Consider the following 15,048-nt stretch of genomic DNA (forward strand, 5'->3'; position numbering starts at 1 on the left):
GCTTCCGGTAGTGGAGGTGCACGAACATGGGTCCCCTGAAAGACCCGGTCGATCAGCGCAGTGAGCAGACACGCGCATGGTCGGAGCCTTCGGGCGGCGTGGCCGGCGCGGCGCTGTTGGACCAGGAGCCTGCCTGCCCGCCTTCTCCCTGGCAGGATGGCGCGGGCGTGTCCTCGTGGCCGCTGCCCTGGACGCCGACCGCGGTCGCTCAGGCGCGCCGCGACATCCGCGGCGACCTGATGGCCGCATGGGTCCCCGCCACGCTGGTCGAGACGGCGGAACTGCTCGTCAGTGAGCTGGTCGGGAACGCACTGCGCCACGCGGTGGGGCCGCTGCATCTCTCCCTGGTGCTGGCCGACGTGATCCTCTGCTCGGTCGAGGACGGCAGCAGCGTGCTGCCGCGACTGCGGTGTGCCGCGCCCGACGACGAGTGGGGACGCGGTCTGGCACTTGTCGAGGCGCTGTCCCGACGGTGGGGCTGCTACCCGACCGCCCATGGGAAGATCACTTGGTTCGAGCTGGGCCCCTCCGGTGACCGCACCCGCTCCCCGGTGTGATGTGCCGCGAGACAGCGGGAAGGCGGTGGCCATGAGCGAGGCCGTGCAGGAACCGATGGCGCGCGCGGCGTCCCGGCTGCGTGAAGCGGGCCTGCGGGTGACCGCGCAGCGCATGGCCGTCCTGACGGCGGTGGAGGCGCTGCCGGAGCACCCCGACGCCGACTCGGTCCGGTCCCGGGCGCGCGAGGTGACCGGCCGGCTCTCCCTCCAGGCGACGTACGACGTGCTGCGCGCGCTGACCGAGGCGGGCCTGACCCGCTGCACCCAGCTCGCCGGCCATCCCGCCCGCTACGAGATCGAACGGGGCGACAACCACCACCATTTCGTCTGCCGGGAGTGCGGCGACGTAGCGGACGTGGAGTGTGTGATCGGGGCCGCCCCGTGCCTGGAAGCCCGTCTGCCCGCCACATACAGCGTGGACGAGGCGGCGGTGACGTTCTGGGGCCGCTGCCCGGCGTGCGCGGACGGCCCGTCCGAATGAGCGCGCTGCCCGCGGCCCGGGATCCCGGCTCGGACCACCGCCGGAGAGGCCCCGTCCCACAGTCGGTTCGGGCCGCCTTGGCGGACGAAGCAATCTCCCTTCGAGTCGTACCGCGTCAGCGGGCCTTCGCTGTGCGCTGCCCGGCCGCGTCCGCCAGTTCCGCGAGCACCTCCGCGTGGCAGCGCTGCGGGACGCACCAGCAGCCGAGGCGGCGGCCGCGCAGGGACGGGAGGTGGGCGAGGAGGTCGGGGCGGGCCAGTAGATACGCGCGGTACTTTTCGACCACCTCTTCGCGCGTGCCGTCCGGGCCCGGGCGGAATGGGCTGGCCAGAGGGGAGGCGTCGAGGTGCCAGCCGCCGCGGTGCATGGCGCGGCCCACGTAGACGACGTCCGCGTACTCGGGGTCGTCGCGATGGCCTTTGAGGTTGACGACTGTCGTCCTGTCCATGTGCTGGATCCTCCGGCCTCAGGCCGCGCCCGGCAACGTGAAGACCGGCGCGGGGTCGTCGTGGCGTGGCGCGTACGGCTTGGTCCCACGGGCAGCAGCTCGCGGCCCGCGGGACCTCGTCCTCGAGAAACGGTCAGGGAATCTTGACCGCCAGGAGGTCCACAGGGCGGATGTCCGGGGCCGAGCTCAGCATCGTCTCCGCCGCCTCCATCAGCGCCGCGGCGATCCGTCCCTGCAGATGACCGGACCGTCCCCGCTCGTCCTCGAACGTGTCGAAGACGCCGAAGGCCGTGGCGCTCTCCCGGAACGAGAACCAGGTGACCGTGTGCTCCTCCTCGCGGGCGAGCTGGAGCGCGTCGCGCAGCATGGCCTCCACCTTGTCGGCGTACTCGGGCTTGGCCTCGATGCGGGCCAGCAGACCGATGTTCATGGTGAGTCACTCCGTGGGTCGGCGTCGGTTTCCCCCGTCCCCGTCGTCGGGGACATCGGTAAACCTCGGGTGGTGATCAGCACCTTCCCAGTGTCGTAAACGACGCTTCACATATGGTTTCCGACATGGACGTGGCGGTGCTGGTCTACGACGGCGTGTTCGACTCCGGACTCTCGGCGATCCTCGACGTGCTCGACGCGGCGAACGCCATGCGCACCGAGCTTCCGCAGCCGCCGCCCGCCTGGGAGGTCACCACCGTCGGTTTCCGCCGCCGCGTCCGCACCGGCGCAGGACACGTCGTCACCACCCAGCCGACCGCCGAGGCCCGGCGAGCGGACCTGCTGCTGGTGCCGGCGCTCGCCGAGCGGCGGCCGGAGGCGTTGCTCGACCATGTCTCCGGCCCCGCATCCGCGGCGGTAAGGACGCTGGTGGCCGACACCCGTGAGCGGGGCACACCCGTCGCCTCGGCCTGTACGGGTACCTTCCTGCTGGCCGAGTCGGGAGTGCTCGACGGGCGGAAGGCGACGACGAGTTGGTGGCTTGCACCCGTCTTCCGGCAGCGCTACCCGGCTGTCACGATCGACGAGACCAGGATGGTCACCACATCGGACGGTGTGATGACCGCAGGAGCGGCCTTCGGGCATGTCGATCTGGCGCTCGCCATCGTCCGGATGAGCAGTCCGGCCGTGGCCGACCTCGTCGCCCGCTACTGGTCGTCGACGAGCGCCCTTCGCAGTCCTCGTACACCATTCCGAGCGCGCTCGCGCAGAGCGACCCGCTCGTTGCCGCCTTCGAGCGCTGGGCGAGGCTGCATCTGGAGGAGCCGATCAGCGTCGTCGACGCGGCGCGCTCGCTGGGCGTCAGCGAACGCACCCTTCAGCGGACCGTACGCCGCGTGCTCGGCATGTCTCCCGTGCGATTCGTCCAGGACCTGCGGGTCGAGCAGGCCTCGCACCTGCTGCGGACCACTGCCCTCTCGCTGGACTCGATCGCCCGCAAGGTCGGCTACGAGCACGCGAACACGCTGCGGGTCCTGCTGCGCGAGCGCACCGGCAGTACTACGGGCGCACTGCGCGGCCGCTGACGGCCCGCGCCCCTTTGACGGCCCGCGCCCGCTGCGCCGAGACCGTCAGGCTGCTCGACCAGCGACCCGTGGGCGCGCATCTCCTCGTACGTGACAACCCTCTCCGGGCGCGGCAGGGCCGAGTTAGTAGGTTTGAAGTTCAAACCGAGGCTGGGCTGGGGAGGTTGGTGCCGGCTTACGCGCTCCCCCTGAACGTCTGGATTCGCAGCCGACCGACCTAGAATGAAACGCATGTCCAAGAGCATTCAGCCCCGAGAGTGCTCCATCGCCGACACGCTCGACCTGGTCGGCGAGCGGTGGACGCTGCTCGCGGTGCGCGAACTGAGCCACGGGGTGCGGCGCTTCGACCAGATCGTCCGTAACACCGGGGCGTCCCGCGACATCCTCACGGCGCGACTGCGCAAGCTGGAGGCGGCGGGGGCGGTCCGCCGCAAGCAGTACAACGAGCACCCGCCCCGCTACGAATACCACCTGACGCCGGCCGGTCAGGAACTCGGAGACGTACTGCTCACGCTGATGAATTGGGGCGACCGGCACCTCAACTCCGATGATCCGCCGCTGAAGTGGCAGCACAGTTGCGGAGAGACGCTGGAGCCGAAGTTGATCTGCGCGCACTGCGGCGAGGCGGCGCGCAAGGGTGTGCACTCGCCGACGGGGCGCGGGGCGCTGCCCGTCGGCTGACACGCTCACGTGCTCAGCCGACCGCAAGTCCCGGAACCGGCCCAGCCGCCCGTGCGTCCGGGGCGGGTATGGGTATCGAACGCACGCGTGGGTGGGCCGGATGCCTGGCTGTGGTGGCCGGGTTCTGCACCGGGTTCTTCGTCTGGGAGTCGGGCGCCGAGCCCGGGCTGCGCGGCGGCTTCGAAGGGGAGCGGGACTGGAGCCTGCTCTATGTCGAGGGGCCGCTGATGGTGTTCGGGGTGCCCGCCCTGGCGCTCGCGGCCTGGGCCCTGGTGGGCGGGGTGCTGCGGGCGCGGGACTCGGTGGCCGCGGTGGTGGTTGTGCTCGTGCTGGCCGGAGCGGGGTGGGGATGCCTGGAGTGGCTGGAGATACGGACCGAGCCCTTCACCAAGAGATACGGGTGGTGACACGGGTGATGGAAGGCCGGGCGGTGCGGGAGGCGAGGTCGCCATCGAGTGGTCGCCGGGAGAACAGGCGGAGTTCTTCATCAAGCACGACACCTACTGGGCCGACGGAGGCTACGGCCCGGGCGCCAGGCCTGTCTTCAGGCCCGCCCCGCAGAGCGGCACTACGGCGTTGCGGTCGGTCCAACCGCCCGCTGCCGCCCAGCACGCGACGCCCGTGGACTCGACGAACAGCCCTCGGGCGGCCAGATCCAGCTGGGCGGCCCGGATCTGGTCCTCCGTCACCGTGAGGAAGGTGCCGCCGGATTCGCGTACGGCCCGCAGGATCTGCCGGGCGCGCGGAGGACGGGGGATCGCGATGCCCTCGGCGAGTGTCGGCCGCGGCGCCGGGCCGTCGTCGAGCAGTTCCTCGGCACCGGCGTGGAAAGCGGCCGCGAGCGGGGAGACCCTCTCGGTCTGGACCGCGATCAGCGCGGGACGCTCGGCGATCATGCCGTGGGCGTGCAGCTCGCCGATGCCGAGGGCCGCGCCGAGGAGCAGGGTGCCGTTGCCGACGGGGACGACGATCGCCTCGGGGAGCGTGCCGCCGAGGTCCTCCCACAGTTCGTAGACGTACGTCTTCGTGCCGTGCAGGAAGTACGGGTTGTAGACGTGGCTCGCATAGAACGTGCCGGGAAGGTCGGCGGCGCCGCGGGCGGCCTCAGCGGCGGCCTCGCGGTCGCCGGGGACGAGTTCGAGGTGCGCGCCGTGCGCCCGGATCTGCTCCACCTTCTTGGCGGAGGTGGCCTCGGGGACGTACACCGTGCAGTCGAGACCGGCGCGTGCGCAGTACGCGGCGATCGCCGTGCCCGCGTTGCCACTGCTGTCGGCGATCACCCGCCGCGGCGCGAGCCGGCGGGCCAGCTCCGCAAGCAGCACCGCGCCGCGGTCCTTGAAGGAGAGCGTCGGCATCAGGAAGTCGAGCTTGACGGAGACGGTTTCGGTGAGCGGTACGAGCGGGGTGCGGCCCTCGCCGAGGGAGACGGCGGGTGCGGAGACCGGCAGCGCCTCCTCGTAACGCCACAGTGAATTGACCCTGGCGGACAGCGACTTGAGGTCGACCGGAGCGGCGGTGAAGTCCAGATCCCAGGGGCCGCGGCAGTCCGGGCAGCACCAGGATGCCGACTCGACGGGGGCGCGGGTGGCGCAGTCCGGACAGCGGTACGAGCTCATGGGTCGCCAGCATGGCAGTTGTGTGGCGCATGTGTTACACCACTCTCCGGACTCTTGTGTGATTCCTATGGATCCGCCAATCTTTCGCTCGGCAGGCAAGACGAGGGCACGACAGATTCAACTGTCAGGCATTGTCATGGGCCTGCCGGTATCCCCCACAGAAGCGCACCACCAATGAGGAGGACCCCTCACATGTCAGTGATGCGTAATTCGCGTCGAAGACTTGCCGCGGCCACTGCGATAGCCGCCACCGCGCTCTCGCTCGGCGCGACTTCCGCCCTCACGGCCACCGCGGCCGAGACGGCCCGTGAAGGCGTCATTCAGAACGCCGGCGCACCCGGAGTCATCAAGGGCAGCTACATCGTCACCCTCGACGAGTCGGCGCCCGAAGCGGACTCCAAGGCAGGCAAGGCGCTCGCGGCCGAGTACGGTGCGAAGATCAAGAAGACGTACGAAGCCGCGCTGAACGGCTACGCCGTCGAGCTCTCCGAGGCGCAGGCGAAGAAGTTCGCCGCGGACCCGGACGTAGCGTCCGTCGTGCAGAACCGTGTCTTCAAGGCGACCGGCACCCAGCCGAACCCACCGTCCTGGGGCCTGGACCGGATCGACCAGAGGACCCTCCCGCTGAACCAGAGTTACACCTACCCGGACACCGCGGGTGAGGGTGTGACCGCGTACATCATCGACACCGGTGTACGGATCACCCACAGCGACTTCGGCGGCCGGGCGTCGTACGGCTATGACGCCATCGACAACGACAACACCGCGCAGGACGGCAACGGCCACGGCACGCATGTGGCCGGCACCGTCGCCGGTTCGTCCTACGGCGTGGCCAAGAAGGCCAAGGTCGTCGGCGTCCGCGTGCTCAACAACCAGGGCTCGGGCACGACCGCGCAGGTCGTCGCCGGCATCGACTGGGTGACGCAGAACGCCGTCAAGCCGGCGGTCGCCAACATGAGCCTGGGCGGCGGCATCGACACCGCTCTCGACACGGCGGTGCGCAACTCCATCGCCTCCGGCGTCACCTACGCGGTCGCGGCGGGCAACGACAGCTCCAACGCCTCCAACTACTCGCCCGCGCGCGTCGCGGAGGCCATCACCGTCGGCTCCACGACCAGCACCGACGCCCGCTCCAGCTTCTCCAACTTCGGCAGCGTGCTGGACATCTTCGCCCCGGGCTCGTCAATCACCTCGTCCTGGAACACCAGCGACTCGGCGACGAACACGATCTCCGGCACGTCGATGGCGACCCCGCACGTCGCGGGCGCGGCGGCGCTCTACCTCGCGGCCAACAAGACCGCGACCCCGGCTCAGGTCTCCACGGCTCTGACCACCGCCGCGACGAGCGGCGCGGTGAGCAACCCGGGCACCGGTTCGCCGAACCGCCTGCTGTTCATCGGCAGCGGTGACACCCAGCCGCCCGGCAAGAAGTTCGAGAACACCGCGGACTTCACGATCAGAGACTTCGCCACCGCCGAGTCGCCGATCACCGTCAGTGGCGTCACCGGGAACGCTCCGGCCGCCCTGCAGGTGCCCGTTGCCATCCAGCACACGTACATCGGTGACCTCCAGGTCCAGCTGATCGCGCCGGACGGCACCGCGTACACGCTGAAGGCGTACGGCTCCGGCGGCAGCACGGACAACATCAACACCACGTACACGGTCAACGCCTCGTCCGAGGTCGCGAACGGCACGTGGAAGCTGCGGGTCAGCGACAACGCGGCACAGGACGTCGGCAAGATCGACTCCTGGGCGCTTCAGTTCTGAGCTGTGCGGTTCTGAGCTGTGCAGTTCTGAACTCTGAGTGAGACGGAGGGGGCGGTCGCCACGGCGGCCGCCCCCTCCCGTCTGCGTGGGCGTATGATCCGCGCGCCTGTTCGTACGATCTCCATGAGGAGCGCCGTAGTTGTGGACCCATCCACCCAGGGCTGGCAGCCATATCCGCAGTACGCCCCCAGGCCGTCCGTGAACGGCCTCTCCATCGCCTCCCTCGTCGTCGGGATCGTCTGCTGTGTGCCGCCGCTCGGCCTGGTCCTCGGGCTGACAGCCCTCTCTCAGATCAAGAAGAGGGGAGAGCGCGGGAAGGGCATGGCGATCGCGGGCATCGCTCTCTCCTCGATCAGTACGGCGCTGCTGCTCGTCGTGGTTGCCAACGGCGGGATCGGCGAGGCCTGGGACGGGTTCCGCAAGGGCATGGACGAGGCCGCCCGCTCGCGCAGCACCCTGGATCTGCGCAAGGGCGACTGTTTCAACCTCCCCGGCAGCGGCGTTCAGGAGCAGGAGACAACGGACGTCGCTGTGGTGGACTGCGCGGACAAGCACGAGGCGGAGGTCTCCGGCGGCTTCCAGGTCCGCGGCTATGACTCCTATCCCGGCGAGAGCCGCCTCGACGAGCTCGCCTACGAGCGCTGCCAGGAGATCAACGACGCGTACGCACTGGACCCGTGGGCGGTGCCGAAGGGGACCGAGACGTACTACTACCTGCCGACCAAGCAGAGCTGGCGGCTCGGTGACGATGCCGTGACCTGTGCATTCGCCACCGACGGTGCCAAGATCCAAGGCTCGGTACGGCGCGATGCCACCACACTCGACCCGCACCAACTCGCTTATCTGAAGGCAGAGTCGGCTGTCCATGTGGCCGACCCGGACGGGGGATTCACCGACGACCCCGAGGGGTACCGGGGCTGGGCCAAGAAGACCTCCCTCGCGCTCGCCGCACAGGCGAAGAACCTGCGCGAGCACCGCTGGCCGGCAGCCGCGGCGGGAGGGGCACAGGCGCGGGCGAAGGAGTACGACCGGGCACGCGCCCACTGGGACAAGGCTGCCCTCGCGCAGGACGAGGACACCTTCTGGGACCACGGCTACGAGGGCGAGGACGCGCTCACGGGGAGCACCGAGATCTCGGTCCGCCGCACGCTCGGCCTGGAAACCGCCCCGCCGGCCGAAGAGTCCACGCAGGAGTCCACCGAGGGGCCCGCGGACGAGGCCACGACAGCGTCCGGCGCCTGAGCCCCGACAGCCCAGGCACCGGACTCGTCCGGGTACCCCGCCCGGCTGCTAGCGGCGCGAGAGCCCGCGGTCGACGGCGGTCATCAGCTCGCCGTCCGCGGTGTCCCCGTCCAGGGACCAGAACATCGCGCCGCCCAGACCGTGTTCACGGATGTACGAGGTCTTGGCGCGCAGCACCTGCGGATCGTCGTACGTCCACAGGGTGGTGCCGTCGAAGAGCCAGGCGTGGCCGCCGCGCCGGTCCCGGTGGAGTGTGTACGTCCCCGAGTCCGCCAGCTTCTTGAGAGCCTTGTAGTCCTCGTAACCGGCCGCCCAGGTCGCGGGCGCCGGCGCTGTCGCAGGCCGGCCCAGGCCGTCGCCGCCGCCGGTCACGCCCGTCCAGCCCTGTCCGTAGAAGGGCATGCCCATCACCAGCTTGCGGGCGGGCGCGCCGCGGCGCTGCCAGTCGCGGACGGTCTGGTCGACGCTGAAGTCGCCGCGTGCGTACAGCGCGGACTGCTGGGCGGTGGTCTTCTCGCCCGAGACATGGAAGTCGTAGCCCTGGAGGTTGACGAAGTCGAGGTCGCGCATGATCTTGCGGACCTCGAAGCCCGCGTCGATCTTGGCGGGGGCGGTCGGGACGAAGGCGGTCAGCTCGTAGTGCTTGCGCCCCTTCTTCCCGAGTGTGTCGAGCTGCGTCCTGAACTCCCGTACCAGCGCGGTGAAGTTCTGCTTGTCCTCGGGCCGGTACACGGTGTCCGTGTCGCCCGCCGAGCCCGGCCACTCCCAGTCGAGGTCGACGCCGTCGAAGAGCCCGGCCGCCGCGCCCGCGCCGCCGCGGGCTCCGTCGACGGGCAGATTGCCCTTGATGTAGAGGTCGATGCAGGAGGAGACGAACGCCTTGCGGGACGCGGGGGTGCGGGACGCGTCGGAGAAGTGGGTGGACCAGCTCCAGCCGCCCAGGGAGATCAGCACTTTGAGGCCGGGGTGCTTGGCCTTGAGCTCGCGCAGCTGGTTGAAGTTGCCCGCGAGCGGCTGCTCGGCGGTGTCGGCCACACCGTCCACCGAGTCGGCGGCGTCCAGCGGGCGGGCGTAGTCGGCCCAGGCGTCCGCCTCGCCGGGGACGCTGCCGGTGAAGCACTTGCCGTCGGAACTCACGTTCCCGAAGGCGTAGTTGATGTGGGTGAGCCTGGCCGCCTGGCTGCTGGTGTCCATGTCCTTGACCTGGAAGTCCCGGCCGTAGACGCCCCACTGGGTGAAGTATCCGACGCGCTTGTACGAGTGCTTTTGGTGCTGGCCGTGCCCGGGGGTGGCGGTGGCGGCGGGCGCGAGGGTGGCGAGGAGGGAGAGGGAGAAGGCGGCAACGGCTGCCCTGGCAAGGGATCTTCGGCAGTTTCGACGCATGGTCAGCAACGTATTGGTCTGGACCATTGCGGGTCAATGGTTCGACTCGAATCGATGGCCATACCTGCGGTAAGAGCCTGCTTAAACGCAAGTCATCACTTCGAGTGAAACTATGGCCCACGCTTGCGGTCAACAACCCACGGTTGCCAGTCTGTTGCTGTCTGTCAACCTGTTGGGAGTGGCCCGTGACATTCGGTGAGCAGCCCGCCTATCTGCGCGTTGCGAGCGATCTCCGACAGCAGATCGTCAACGGCTCGCTGCCGCCGCACACCCGACTTCCCTCGCAGGCCCGCATCCGCGAGGAGTACGGAGTCTCGGACACCGTCGCCCTGGAAGCCCGCAAGGTCCTGATGGCAGAGGGTCTGGTCGAGGGCCGCTCGGGCTCGGGCACGTATGTCCGCGAGCGGCCGGTCCCGCGCCGGATCGCCCGCTCCGGCTACCGACCGCCGACGGGCGCCAGCCCCTTTCGTCAGGAGCAGGCCGAGGAGGGGGCCCGGGGCACCTGGGAATCGAGCAGCGAACAGGAGGAGGCGGGCCCGGAGATCGCGTCCCGGCTCGGCATTCAGCTCGGCGACCGGGTGATGCGTACGCGCTATGTGTTCCGCGACGGGGGCGAGGCGATGATGCTCTCCACCTCCTGGGAGCCGATCGAAGTCACCGGGCGCACCCCCGTGATGCTGCCGGAGGAGGGCCCGCTCGGCGGCTGCGGCGTCGTCGAGCGGATGGCCGCCATCGACGTCGTCGTGGACAACGTCGCGGAGGAGGTCGGCGCCCGGCCGGGGCTTGCGGAGGAGCTTTTGGCCCTCGGCGGCGTACCGGGCCATGTGGTGATGGTCGTTGAGCGGACCTACTACGCATCGGGGCGGCCGGTCGAGACGGCGGACGTCGTCGTCCCGGCGGACCGCTACCGGATCGCATACCACCTTCCGGTGAAGTGACCGGTCCGCGAACAGTGCGTCCGCCCCCGTGATCACGAGTTGACGACCGCTCGCGTCCCGTAACGCCCGGGCAATCGCCCGCTGCGACGCGCTGTCATGTCCGGCTCCTGCCTTCCGGTCCGTACGCGCCCCCCCGCACCCGCACCCGGACCCGGAGTCGGGCCCGGTGCTGATGCCGGTGCCGACGATGCCGAAGGCCGTGGCGAAGGCCGGGTCGGCGGTCGTGCCGGAGGTCGTACCGGAGGCGCCGTCGTCCGGCGCGTAGAGGGGCTGGAACCAGCCAGAAGGGGTGCATCCAGACGGGTGCGCTCCTCTTCTTATCTCTTTGTGTAAATCCGTATCCGCTGAGTGAAGGTCAGGCGTAGGCTCGGGCATATGCGTAGTGCGGTTTCCTGGCGATCGTTACAGACCTGCAGGCCGGCCGAGGGAGGGGCGCGATGAACGACAGTGCCGCTGTGCTGCCCTGGCTCGTCATACGGCAGGACGACAACGGCAATCGCTATCGCGTTGGCAGATACGCCACCAGGGACGAGGCGCAGCAGATCGCGGACACGCTCGACGGCCGCGAACACAAGCAGCTGTACTGGGTCGAGCGCATCGGGCAGACGACGCACTAGCCGTCCGGCGCCGACGCGCGGCGGCCGACTGACCCGACCGTGCCGGGCGGGCCGCAGGCGGGCGCGAAGTACGCTCCGGCGCATGAATGAGCGTCACGTAGTGGTGGTGGCCGGGGCCGTCTTCGACCGGGGGCGGCTGCTTGCCGCTCGCCGCAGCGCCCCCGAAGAGCTCGCCGGCCGCTGGGAACTGCCCGGCGGCAAGCTGGAGCCGGGGGAGAGCCCCGAGCAGGCGCTGGTGCGCGAGCTGCGCGAGGAGCTGGGCGTCGAGACGGAGCCGTTGGCGCGGATCCCCGGCGAGTGGGTGCTGAAGCCCGGCTACGTACTCCAGGTGTGGACGGCTCGGCTGCTCTCCGGGGAGCCGCAACCGCTTGAGGACCACGACGCGCTGCGCTGGCTGGCTCCGCACGAGACCGATGCCGTCGACTGGCTCGATCAGGACCTGCCCGCCGTGGCCGAGGCCGCGCGACTGCTGCGGGAAGGCGAACGGGACGGCGCGCGCGACTGACGCATACGCCGTTCGTGCCACGGTGCGCCCATTGCTGCCCTCGCCGCGATACCTCGCCCCGAATATCGGGTATGTGCTGATTAACCGCTCTAAATAGGGCGCGTGTCTGCTGCCGGTCTGGGAAGTGAGCGGTGTGATCGACACCGAAGGCGAAGTCGCCGAGTGGACCTTTCCTGCCGAGCTCGGCGCCGTGGGTACCGCCCGGCACGCCGTGCGTGACACCCTGCGCGCCTGGGGGCTGGACCAGGTCATTGGTGATGTCACCGAGCTCCTGGTCAGCGAGCTGGTGACCAATTCTCTACGGTATGCATCGGGTCCGATCGGGGTCCGGCTGGTCCGCCCCGGGCTCGACCAGACCGCCCCCAGCCTGCTTGTCGAAGTCTCCGACCCGCTTCCGGATCCCCCCACCGAACGCGCCGCGGAGCCCGACGACGAGGGTGGACGCGGGCTGCAACTGGTGGCTTGTACTGCCCGCCGATGGGGCACCCGGCGTGGGAGGACCGGTAAGACCGTGTGGTTCGAGCTGCCCGTCACTGGTTAGAAGTGTGAGGGGACAACGATCACGCGAGGCCCGGCTCAAAATGAACGAGACCGTGCTGTGATCGTGAACGCCGTGTCGGTCGGGGCCGTAGTGCTGAATACTGCGGTCATGGCCGGTCCGGTGCGGTGAGCTGGAGGGGACGGTCGCGTGAGCGAAATACCTGAGACGGCGAGCGGTGTCGTATGGCAGAGCAGCCCGCCTGGCTCGATCTATGACTACATCAAGGTTGCCTCTTTCTCGATCGGTCCGGACGGGCTGGTCGACCAGTGGAGTCAGCGTGCCGTAGATCTCTTCGGTATCACCGCAGACGAGGTCAGGGGCAAGGACCCGGTCGAGGTCTTCATGCCCGCCGATCTGCGCCCGCGCGGCCGCCGTCATGTGGCCGAGATCCTTGACGGCAAGGAGTGGACCGGCCTGGTCCCCTTCCGCATGCCCAGGCAGCGCGGAGCGCACGGCGTCGCCGAGGTCTATGTGATGCCGAGTGAGACGGAGAGTGGCGACAAGGCTGCGCTCTGTATCGTCGTGGACGTCCGTGCACTGCGCCGGATCGAGACTGATCTCGCCGCCTCGCAGGCGATTTTCGGCCAATCTCCTTTCGGCTTCCTCCTGTTCGGCACGGACCTCACCGTCCAGCGCGCCAACCAGCGCTTCGCCACCGTCTTCGGGGGCGCCGCCGAAGACCACCGCGGACGCACCGTCCACGACTATCTCTCCCGCCCCGAGGCCGAGCGGATGAACGCATCGCTGCGCCGGGTCCTGGAGACCGGCGAATCCGCCATCGACCTCCAGATCGTCGGGGCGCCGCCGGGCAGCACGGAACGCAGGCACTGGTCGATCAACCTCTACCGGGTGCACAGCGGATCCGGCCGCGCCATCGGCGTGGCCGGAATCGGCACCGACGTGACCCGTCGTCAAAACGCCGCCCGCGAGGCCGCCAGCGCCCGCCGCAACCTTGCCCTCCTCAATGAGGCGAGCGCCCGCATCGGCAACTCCCTCGATCTGGAAACCACCGCCCGCGAACTCCTCGACGTCGCCGTCCCCGGCTTCTGTGACCTCGCATCGGTCGACCTCTATCAAGGACTCCTCACCGGTGACGAGGCTCCCCCCGGCAGTGCGGACGGCAGCGCCGAGCTGCGCCGGGTCGCCTTCGCCAGCGCCGTCTCGGACGCGCCACTGGTCACCACTCCGGGCTGCGGCCACAACGCAAGCATCCCCACCGCGGTCGGCGAGGTCCACCACTATCCCTTCAACTCGCCCTGCGCCAGCGCCCTGCGCACCGCCCGGGTCCAGTCGATCCCGGGTGAGGACGGCACCCTCGTCCAGTCCACGTTCGCGGTGCCGATGGTCGCGCACGACACCGTCGTCGGCCTGGTGCAGTTCTCCCGTACGAAGGGCAGCGAGCCCTTCGGGGAACGGGACCGGGCGCTCGCCGTCGAGCTCGCCGCCCGCGCCGCCGTCTGCATCGACAACGCCCGGCTCTACCGCAGGGAACACGAGCGCGCGCTGATCCTCCAGCGCAGTCTGCTCCCGCCCGGAGACCCGGAGGCCGCCGGCCTGGACATCGCCTGCCGCTATCTCCCGGGCAATACGGCCACCGAGGTGGGCGGAGACTGGTTCGACGTCATCGAACTGCCGGGCCACCGCACCGCCCTGGTGGTGGGCGATGTGATGGGGCGAGGGCTGCGGGCCGCGGTCGCCATGGGTGAACTGCGCACGGCCGTAAGGACCTTGGCCCTGCTGGACCTGGAGCCGGCCGAAGTGCTCTCCGCGCTCGACGAGATCGCCCGCGGCCTCGGCAGCCCGAGCGGGGCGCAGCAGGCCTCGCGCGTCGCCCACAAATCCCGCGAGGCCGACCTCTCCGAGGTCTATCTCGCCACCTGCGTCTACGCCGTCTACGACCCGGTCACCCGTCGCTGCACCTTCGCCAACGCCGGCCATCTGCCGCCTGTGCTCGTCGAACCGGGCGAGGAGGCGCTGCTGCTCGACGTGCCGCCGGGGATGCCGCTCGGGGTGGGCGGCGAGCCCTTCGAAGAGGTCGAGGTCGAGCTCCCGGAAGGGGCGCTGCTCGCGCTCTACACCGACGGGCTCGTCGAATCCCGTGACCACCCCCTCGACGAGGGGCTGCGCGCCTTCCGCACCGCGCTCACCGATCCAGTACGTCCCCTCGAAGACGTCTGTGACCATGTGCTGAACACCCTCGACACCCGGCACGGCGAGGACGACATCGCGCTCTTGATGGCCCGCATCCAGGGACTGCCCGTCGATGCCGTCGGCGACTGGCGGCTGCCGCGCGAGCCCCGCTCGGTGGGCAGGGCCCGCGAACTCGCCCGGGCCCAGCTGGTCGCCTGGAACCTCGAAGCGCTCGTCGACACGGTCGAGCTGCTGGTCAGCGAGCTGGTCACCAACGCGCTGCGGTACGGCGAGGGCGAGATCCGGCTGCGCCTGCTGCGCGACCGCACCCTGGTCTGCGAGGTGTGGGACTCGGGGCTGGTCCAGCCGAGAAGACGACGGGCGCGCGACACCGACGAGGGTGGCCGCGGACTGCAACTGGTCGGCCTGCTCAGCGCGGCCTGGGGCTCGCGCCGGACCCCGCGCGGCAAGACGGTCTGGTTCGAACTCGCCCTGCCCGACGGGGACTCGACGTCCGAGCCCACGGTCGAGCAGTTGCTCAGCATGTTCTGAGGCCCCCAGGAAGGCCGGCGGCCCGGGCCGAAGGGTCCGGGCCGGGCGGCGCGCCACCGACGCCTGCTTGAGCCAA

16 protein-coding genes and 1 pseudogene are annotated in these 15,048 nt (G+C 70.0%); 13 read left to right on the top strand and 4 right to left on the bottom strand.

Going from position 1 to position 15,048, the window contains the following annotated elements:
* The first annotated feature begins 26 nt into the window (after positions 1-26).
* On the top strand, positions 27-557 hold the full coding sequence (locus ACH492_RS06935) for an ATP-binding protein (protein ID WP_398983625.1): 531 nt from the start codon (positions 27-29) through the stop codon (positions 555-557).
* A gap of 31 nt (positions 558-588) precedes the next feature.
* On the top strand, positions 589-1,038 hold the full coding sequence (locus tag ACH492_RS06940; protein ID WP_398983627.1) for a Fur family transcriptional regulator: 450 nt from the start codon (positions 589-591) through the stop codon (positions 1,036-1,038).
* A 115-nt stretch (positions 1,039-1,153) separates the two neighbouring features.
* On the opposite strand, the gene ACH492_RS06945 is transcribed toward ACH492_RS06940, so the two are convergent.
* Complete coding sequence (locus ACH492_RS06945) at positions 1,154-1,486, bottom strand: DUF4326 domain-containing protein (protein ID WP_398983628.1); 333 nt, start codon at positions 1,484-1,486, stop codon at positions 1,154-1,156.
* 133 nt (positions 1,487-1,619) lie between these two features.
* Positions 1,620-1,916 (bottom strand): putative quinol monooxygenase, encoded by a 297-nt coding sequence (locus ACH492_RS06950; RefSeq protein WP_398983630.1) that lies wholly within the window; start codon positions 1,914-1,916, stop codon positions 1,620-1,622.
* Between the two features lie 125 nt (positions 1,917-2,041).
* On the opposite strand from ACH492_RS06950, the pseudogene ACH492_RS06955 reads away from it, so the two are divergent.
* The 4 genes and pseudogenes from ACH492_RS06955 to ACH492_RS06970 form a co-directional block, all read left to right on the top strand.
* Positions 2,042-2,527: pseudogene (locus tag ACH492_RS06955) on the top strand (DJ-1/PfpI family protein); the annotation flags it as partial.
* Between the two features lie 293 nt (positions 2,528-2,820).
* Positions 2,821-3,000: a helix-turn-helix domain-containing protein gene (locus tag ACH492_RS06960; protein ID WP_398983631.1), complete on the top strand. Its 180-nt coding sequence runs from the start codon at positions 2,821-2,823 to the stop codon at positions 2,998-3,000.
* A 231-nt stretch (positions 3,001-3,231) separates the two neighbouring features.
* Complete coding sequence (locus tag ACH492_RS06965) at positions 3,232-3,681, top strand: winged helix-turn-helix transcriptional regulator (RefSeq protein WP_398983633.1); 450 nt, start codon at positions 3,232-3,234, stop codon at positions 3,679-3,681.
* Positions 3,682-3,749: 68 nt separating this feature from the next.
* Positions 3,750-4,088: a hypothetical protein gene (locus tag ACH492_RS06970; protein ID WP_398983635.1), complete on the top strand. Its 339-nt coding sequence runs from the start codon at positions 3,750-3,752 to the stop codon at positions 4,086-4,088.
* Positions 4,089-4,199: 111 nt separating this feature from the next.
* Here the strand turns inward: ACH492_RS06970 and ACH492_RS06975 are convergent, their stop codons facing one another.
* Positions 4,200-5,297 (bottom strand): threonine synthase, encoded by a 1,098-nt coding sequence (locus ACH492_RS06975; RefSeq protein WP_398983637.1) that lies wholly within the window; start codon positions 5,295-5,297, stop codon positions 4,200-4,202.
* A gap of 192 nt (positions 5,298-5,489) precedes the next feature.
* On the opposite strand from ACH492_RS06975, the gene ACH492_RS06980 reads away from it, so the two are divergent.
* Positions 5,490-7,064, top strand: coding sequence for a S8 family peptidase (locus ACH492_RS06980; protein ID WP_398983639.1), 1,575 nt, complete (start codon positions 5,490-5,492; stop codon positions 7,062-7,064).
* Positions 7,065-7,205: 141 nt separating this feature from the next.
* Positions 7,206-8,306: a DUF4190 domain-containing protein gene (locus ACH492_RS06985; RefSeq protein WP_398983641.1), complete on the top strand. Its 1,101-nt coding sequence runs from the start codon at positions 7,206-7,208 to the stop codon at positions 8,304-8,306.
* A gap of 48 nt (positions 8,307-8,354) precedes the next feature.
* Here the strand turns inward: ACH492_RS06985 and ACH492_RS06990 are convergent, their stop codons facing one another.
* Entirely contained in the window at positions 8,355-9,689 is a 1,335-nt protein-coding gene (locus tag ACH492_RS06990) for a glycoside hydrolase family 18 protein (protein WP_398983643.1), read from the bottom strand.
* A 185-nt stretch (positions 9,690-9,874) separates the two neighbouring features.
* Between ACH492_RS06990 and ACH492_RS06995 the strand changes: the two genes are divergently transcribed.
* From ACH492_RS06995 to ACH492_RS07015, 5 genes are all read left to right on the top strand, one after another.
* Positions 9,875-10,627 (top strand): GntR family transcriptional regulator, encoded by a 753-nt coding sequence (locus ACH492_RS06995; RefSeq protein WP_398983645.1) that lies wholly within the window; start codon positions 9,875-9,877, stop codon positions 10,625-10,627.
* A 437-nt stretch (positions 10,628-11,064) separates the two neighbouring features.
* Positions 11,065-11,244, top strand: a complete 180-nt coding sequence (locus tag ACH492_RS07000; protein WP_398983647.1) for an SPOR domain-containing protein — start codon at positions 11,065-11,067, stop codon at positions 11,242-11,244.
* Positions 11,245-11,326: 82 nt separating this feature from the next.
* Entirely contained in the window at positions 11,327-11,749 is a 423-nt protein-coding gene (locus ACH492_RS07005; RefSeq protein WP_398983649.1) for a (deoxy)nucleoside triphosphate pyrophosphohydrolase, read from the top strand.
* 124 nt (positions 11,750-11,873) lie between these two features.
* On the top strand, positions 11,874-12,290 hold the full coding sequence (locus tag ACH492_RS07010; RefSeq protein ID WP_398983650.1) for an ATP-binding protein: 417 nt from the start codon (positions 11,874-11,876) through the stop codon (positions 12,288-12,290).
* A 147-nt stretch (positions 12,291-12,437) separates the two neighbouring features.
* Positions 12,438-14,972: a SpoIIE family protein phosphatase gene (locus tag ACH492_RS07015; protein ID WP_398983652.1), complete on the top strand. Its 2,535-nt coding sequence runs from the start codon at positions 12,438-12,440 to the stop codon at positions 14,970-14,972.
* Positions 14,973-15,048 lie beyond the last annotated feature (76 nt).

The organism is Streptomyces sp. NPDC019443 (assembly GCF_044389785.1).
Lineage (GTDB): Bacteria > Actinomycetota > Actinomycetes > Streptomycetales > Streptomycetaceae > Streptomyces.